The organism is uncultured Agitococcus sp., from assembly GCF_937920075.1.
Taxonomy (GTDB): domain Bacteria; phylum Pseudomonadota; class Gammaproteobacteria; order Pseudomonadales; family Moraxellaceae; genus Agitococcus.
This window is the reverse complement of record NZ_CALETI010000359.1, coordinates 1-6,366: the sequence shown is the minus strand read 5'-3', so window position 1 is coordinate 6,366 and position 6,366 is coordinate 1. Positions and strand designations below refer to the sequence as shown.

At 41.8% G+C, this 6,366-nt stretch carries 5 protein-coding genes and 1 pseudogene; all 6 read right to left on the bottom strand.

Translation table 11 applies throughout. From position 1 onward, the window contains the following. Positions 1 to 357, bottom strand: a pseudogene (ispH, locus tag Q0212_RS12340) (4-hydroxy-3-methylbut-2-enyl diphosphate reductase); the annotation flags it as partial. An 8-nt stretch (positions 358 to 365) separates the two neighbouring features. Further along, complete coding sequence (locus tag Q0212_RS12335) at positions 366 to 839, bottom strand: peptidylprolyl isomerase (RefSeq protein WP_297925944.1); 474 nt, start codon at positions 837 to 839, stop codon at positions 366 to 368. Then, a complete protein-coding gene (gene lspA, locus Q0212_RS12330; protein WP_297925941.1) occupies positions 839 to 1,336 on the bottom strand; it encodes a signal peptidase II in 498 nt (165 codons plus the stop codon). Before lspA ends, Q0212_RS12335 begins: the two co-directional genes overlap by 1 nt. Positions 1,337 to 1,417: 81 nt before the next feature. Beyond that, positions 1,418 to 4,237 carry an isoleucine--tRNA ligase gene (gene ileS, locus Q0212_RS12325; protein WP_297925939.1) on the bottom strand — a complete coding sequence of 940 codons (2,820 nt, stop codon included), beginning with the start codon at positions 4,235 to 4,237 and terminating at the stop codon, positions 1,418 to 1,420. Positions 4,238 to 4,342: 105 nt separating this feature from the next. Next, complete coding sequence (gene ribF / locus Q0212_RS12320) at positions 4,343 to 5,287, bottom strand: bifunctional riboflavin kinase/FAD synthetase (protein ID WP_297925937.1); 945 nt, start codon at positions 5,285 to 5,287, stop codon at positions 4,343 to 4,345. A gap of 96 nt (positions 5,288 to 5,383) precedes the next feature. Next, positions 5,384 to 6,366, bottom strand: a 983-nt coding sequence (murJ, locus tag Q0212_RS12315; RefSeq protein WP_297925935.1) for a murein biosynthesis integral membrane protein MurJ, incomplete at its 5' end; no start/stop codon positions are given.

Sequence of the window (6,366 nt, the reverse complement as noted above, 5' to 3'; positions counted from 1 at the left end):
AATTAAAATAGCTTCTACACCTGTACGCGCATAACGAGTGACTTCCATATGCACTTTGGTTACTAAAGGACAAGTTGCATCAAAAACCTTTAAGCCACGGCGTGCGGCTTCATTTTGTACCGCTTGCGAAACACCATGTGCGCTAAAAATCACAATTGTACCATCTGGCACTTGATCTAATTCATCCACAAATACGGCACCACGTTGACGCAAATCATCAACCACAAATTTGTTATGCACGACTTCATGACGTACATAAATAGGACGACCAAAGACTTCTAAAGCGCGATTGACAATGGCGATTGCTCGGTCAACCCCTGCACAAAAACCACGAGGATTAGCTAAATTAATCTCCATAACTCATCTCAACCTTTAAGAGTGAATGGTTGTTCACTGACATCGCGAACACTAATGATGTCTACTTCAAAAAGCAAGTCTCTACTGGCTAAAGGGTGATTAAAGTCCACTATCACTTGCTTATCTGTGATTTCTTTTACTACGCCTGCTAGCTCTGCTTTGCTTTTATCGGCAAACGAGACAACTAAACCAACACTTAATTCATCAGCAAATAAATTTTTGTCAAACGTTTGGACATTGCCTTCTTGCCATTCGCCAAAACCATTTTTAGCTTCAATAAAAATCGAACGTTTATCCCCTGCTTTTAAGCCAAAGATGGCCTTTTCAAAGCCTTCTAATAAACTACCATCACCCACGGTAAAACTGACAGGCTGTTCACGCTCACGTGTGGTATCTAAGAGTTGGCCATTGGCCAAACACACCGCAAAATGCAAGGTGACGACTTTATTTGCGCCAATACGTTGAATGATTTCGTCAGTCATTATTTAGATACCTGTCGTTTTTGCTCAAAAAATATAGAATCTATGATTAACATGATTGCACCCACGGTGATGGCACAATCGGCAACGTTAAAAATAGGAAAATGCCATGTTTGATAAAACACATGGATAAAATCAATCACATAACCATAAGTCATACGGTCATATAAATTCCCAATTGCTCCGCCTAATAAGAAGGCAATGGCAAAGGCTAAAAATTTGGCATTTTTTTCTAGTTTTACTAGCCAAATGGTCAAACCTAAACTGACAACAACGGCTATGCCTGCAAAAAACCAACGCTGCCAGCCACCTGCGTCATGTAAAAAGCTAAATGCTGCACCATAGTTATAAGCCAAAGTCCAATTTAAAACAGGTAGCAGTTCAATCGACTGGCCTAACTGTAATTTTTGGTTAAAATATAGTTTCGTCACTTGGTCGATAACGATAATGATAATACTTAACAACAACCAAGTTAAGTTTTTTAAATGTAAAGATGACATTACTTAATGTTCTCTCAAATTAGAGCTTCATAGACAAATGATTTATTCAAAATAAAGCCCTCTTTGAGAGGGCTTTATTGATTAGGCAAAATGTCGAATTTCGCCCTGCCCTGCAACGTTTTCTACGCAACGCGCACAAACTTCTGGATGTTCGGCATGACTACCCACATCGGCACGGTAATGCCAACAGCGCACACATTTGGTGTATGTTGATGGGGTCACTTTAACGTTTAAGCCTACTACATCGGTTACTTGTCCTTCGCCATTTTGGTCGGACAAGGTTGCGCTTGAGGTAATTAACACAAAACGTAACTCATCGGCCAATAAAGCTAAACGCGCTTTTAATTCAGGGGTAACATATAAAGTCACTTCGGCAGATAAACCCGAACCCACTTCTTTGCGAGTACGTGCTTCTTCGATTTCTTTATTAACCGCTGTTTTCACGGCCATTACCTGTTGCCAATAAGCACGAGTCAACATGGGTTGGCTGTCGTCTTCGGGTAAAGTCGCTAAACCTTGATACCATTCGGTCAAGAATACTGACTCAGCACCTGCTTGTGGAATTTCTTGCCAGATTTCGTGAGCTGTAAAACTCAAAATAGGCGCACACCAGCGTACTAAAGCTTGAATGATATGATACAAGGCGGTTTGGGCTGAACGACGCGCTAACGAATCAGCCTGTGTGGTGTACTGACGATCTTTAATAATGTCTAGGTAAAAACTACCTAAATCTAAAGAACAGAAGTTATGTAGCTTATGGTAAATATTATGGAATTCATAAGCTTCATAAGCTGCGATAATTTCGGTTTGCACCTGTGCTGCTTTATCAACTACCCAACGATCTAAAGCCAACATGTCATTGGTTGGCACAAGATGTTGTGCAGGATCAAAACCTGCTAAGTTGGCTAATAAGAAGCGCATGGTGTTACGAATACGGCGATAAGCATCACTCATCCGTTCTAAAATGACTTTAGAAACAGACATTTCACCACTGTAGTCGGTGGCAGCCACCCATAAACGAATAATGTCTGCACCAAGGGTTTTCATAATGTCTTGTGGTGACACAACATTACCCAAGGATTTAGACATTTTGTGGCCTTTTTCATCCACCGTAAAACCATGCGTTAATACCGTTTTAAATGGCTTATCACCATTCGCGGCTAAAGCGGTTAATAAAGACGATTGAAACCAACCACGATGTTGGTCGGAGCCTTCTAGATATAAATCGGCAGGATAACGCAAATCTGGACGAGTTAAGACACAAGAATGTGTTACACCAGAATCAAACCATACGTCTAAGGTATCAGTAACTTTTAGGTAGTTTTCTGCTTCTGCCCCCAATAAAACCGCCGCATCAATATCCCACCATGCGTCAATACCTGCTTTTTCAACTTCAAGCGCAACCTTCTCGATCAAGTCGATGGTTTGTGGGTGTAACTCGCCTGTGATTTTATGGACAAATAAAGCAATTGGTACACCCCACGTCCGTTGACGTGAAATACACCAATCAGGGCGGCCTTGCATCATGGATACAATACGTGCTTTACCCCAATTGGGTAACCATTGTACTTCGTCAATCGCTTGCATCGCTGCATCACGTAAGCCTTTTTGTTCCATGCTAATAAACCATTGTGGCGTTGCACGGAAAATAATGGGGGTTTTATGACGCCAGCAATGTGGGTAACTGTGTTTGATTTTAACGTGTGCTAATAAACGGTTATTGGCTTTTAGCGTTTCAATGATTGGCTCATTGGCCTTGTTAACGTGCATACCTGCAAACAAGGGTGTATTTGGCAAAAACACGCCGTTATTATCAACAGGGTTATCAACTTTTAAGTTATATTTTTTGCCCACCACAAAGTCATCATGACCATGACCTGGTGCCGTATGTACCGCGCCTGTCCCTGCATCAGCCGTAACATGTTCACCAACAATCACAGGCACAGTACGTTCATAAAATGGATGTTGTAACGCAACATGCTCAAAAGCTGCACCTGCGACTTCAGCCAACACTTGAATATCTTCTGCTTGATAACGCGCCAATGTCGCTTCATACAAGGCTTGGGCTAACACTAAAACACGTGTTTGTTGTTCAATGGTCGCTTGAACGACTACATACACTAATTCAGGATGCAAACTGACCGCTTGGTTAGCAGGCAACGTCCAAGGTGTGGTTGTCCAAATAACAAAATCCACCGCAGCAGGTACGTTGGTCAAATTGCCACGTTGGGCAAAGTCCGCAACATCTTGTACAGCAAATGCGACATCAACCGCATGAGATTGTTTATCTTCATATTCAACTTCGGCTTCGGCCAAGGCAGAGCCACAATCCATACACCAATGCACAGGTTTTAAACCTTGATGCAAATGGCCATTGGCGGCAATTTTGCCTAAGCTACGAATAATGTCCGCTTCTTGTTGAAAATTCATGGTCAAGTAAGGATTATCCCAATCCCCCAACACGCCTAAACGCTGAAAGTCAGCTTTTTGGTTTTCAACATGGCCAATGGCAAAGTCACGACAATGTTGACGAAACTCTTTGGCGGACACTTTATGCCCTGCTTTACCAAATTTCTTTTCGACATTAAGTTCGATAGGCAGGCCATGACAATCCCAACCTGGAACATAGGGCGCGTCAAAGCCTGCTAAGGTTTTGGATTTGATAATAATATCTTTGAGAATTTTATTAACCGAATGACCAATATGAATATTGCCATTGGCATAGGGAGGACCATCATGCAAAATAAATTGTGGACGACCAGCACGTGCTTGACGAATCTTTTGATATAACTTGTTTTCTTGCCAATCCTTTACCCAATTTGGCTCACGCTTGGCTAAATCAGCTTTCATCGCAAAGGCCGTTTCGGGCAAATTTAGCGTGCTTTTATAATCAACAGTCATGTTTTGCTTTACTCACTTAAATTTAATTTAGGACTTGCGCGGTTATCGCTTAACCTCACCCCTGCCCTCTCCTTATCTAAGGAGAGGGAGCTTCATCGCTAATTTTTATGATGAAACTTCCTCGCCTTTTGAGTAGGGGTCAAAATAGTTGCGTGTTGCCAATACATCATTAGCAATCGCTTGTTTTAATGCTTCTAAAGAAGGAAAGTTTGTTTCATTACGCAGTTTGTGACAAAACTGCACACCTATTCGGCGACCATAAATATCGCCGTTAAAATCCAAAATATGCACTTCAATGCGGTTTTCTTTGCCACCCACCGCAGGGCGTGTTCCAACATTGGCTGCACCCAATAAAGGCTCTGGGGTTAAGCCCCATACTTTTACGGCATAAATGCCCGCAACAGGCGAAACATGACGATTTAAACCCACATTAGCCGTTGGAAAATCAAGGGTTCGACCAATTTTGTCACCATGCTTAATATGACCTGCAATCATATAGGGGCGACCTAATAATTGCGCGGCTAAATCAAAATCGGACTCTTGAATGGCTTGGCGAATCCGTGTCGAACTAATGCGTAAACAATCTTTGGCGACTGTTGGGGTATTTTCCACCACAAACGCTTGTTGCTGTAAAAAAGCAAAATCACCCGACCGATCACAGCCAAAACGAAAATCATCACCCACCACTAAATGTTGACAGTTTAGCGGTTGCAACACTTGCTCAATAAACTTTTGTGCGGTTAAACCACGAAATGCCGCATCGAATCTAATAACTAAGACATAATCAATGCCCAAGTCACGTAATACTTCAAATTTGTCACGCCAATCCATCAATCGGGCTGGCGCATTTTTTCCTTGAAAAAATTCTTGAGGCTGTGGCTCAAAATACATGACGACACTGGCTAAGTTTTTCTGACGACTAATGTCTAAGACGCGTTGCAAAATGACTTGATGCCCAGCATGTACACCATCAAAATTACCAATCGTCACCACACTGGGTGGTAATGAAAGATTTGTTAATGTTTGCCAATGTCGAATAAGTTGGGTCATAGTCGTACTAATAAAGCCAAAAAGCGCCAGTATCAGAGCTGCTTATGCAGCTTTTCCAATCTAAACCATCAATTATTGTCTAATCAATGCTCTTAATCAATGCTTTAGCTCACGCCATTTAAAGCCTGTTAAGGTTAATGCCACTAAATAAGTCACTACCCCTGCTACACAAATCGCCAATAAGTACGCTACTTTATGCAAAGCATTTGCATCTAACCAAAAAGCCAAGCTTGGCGTAATCACTAACAACACGGCCACCATGGCGATATTGGCAAAACCATAACGCAACGCTAATACACGCCAATGCTTTTCTAATCTAAAGACATTTTGTTTGTGTAAACCGTGATACAACAAACCTGCATTTAAAAAGGCCGACATGGTACTAGCAAAAGCTAAGCCCACATGTTTAAAGTGCCAAACCAACATTAAGTTAAAAACCATATTGCTAATCATCGCAATAATGCCAATTTTAACGGGTGTTTTGGTGTCTTGGCGCGAATAATAACCCGGTGCAAATACCTTAATTAACATAAAAGCTAAAATTCCACCGGATAGAGCTTGTAAAGCTGCCGCCGACATTGCCACATCATGTGCCGAAAATTTACCATGATGAAATAAAGCGGCAATCATCGGTTCGGCCAAAATCAACATCGCTAAAGAAGACGGCACCCCTACCAAGACAATGACTCGTAACGCCCAATCTAACATGGCTTTAAATTCAGCCTCAGATTTTTCGGCATGTTTTGCCGACAATGAGGGCAAAATGACTGTTGCTACGGCAATGCCAATTAAGCCTAAAGGTAATTCGGTTAAACGCTCTGCGGTATATAACCAAGCCACCGAACCTGACACTAAAAACGAAGCTAAAATAGTATCTAATAATAAGTTAATTTGACTGACAGAGACACCAAACATCGCAGGCAACATTAAGGTAAAAATCTTTTTTACCCCTTCGTCCGCAAAAGCAACTTTAAAACGTGGCAACATTCCTATGTTATATAAAGCAGGAATTTGTATGGCTAATTGTGCCACCCCTGCCAACAACACGCCCCATGCCAAAGCCATAATCGGAATATCAA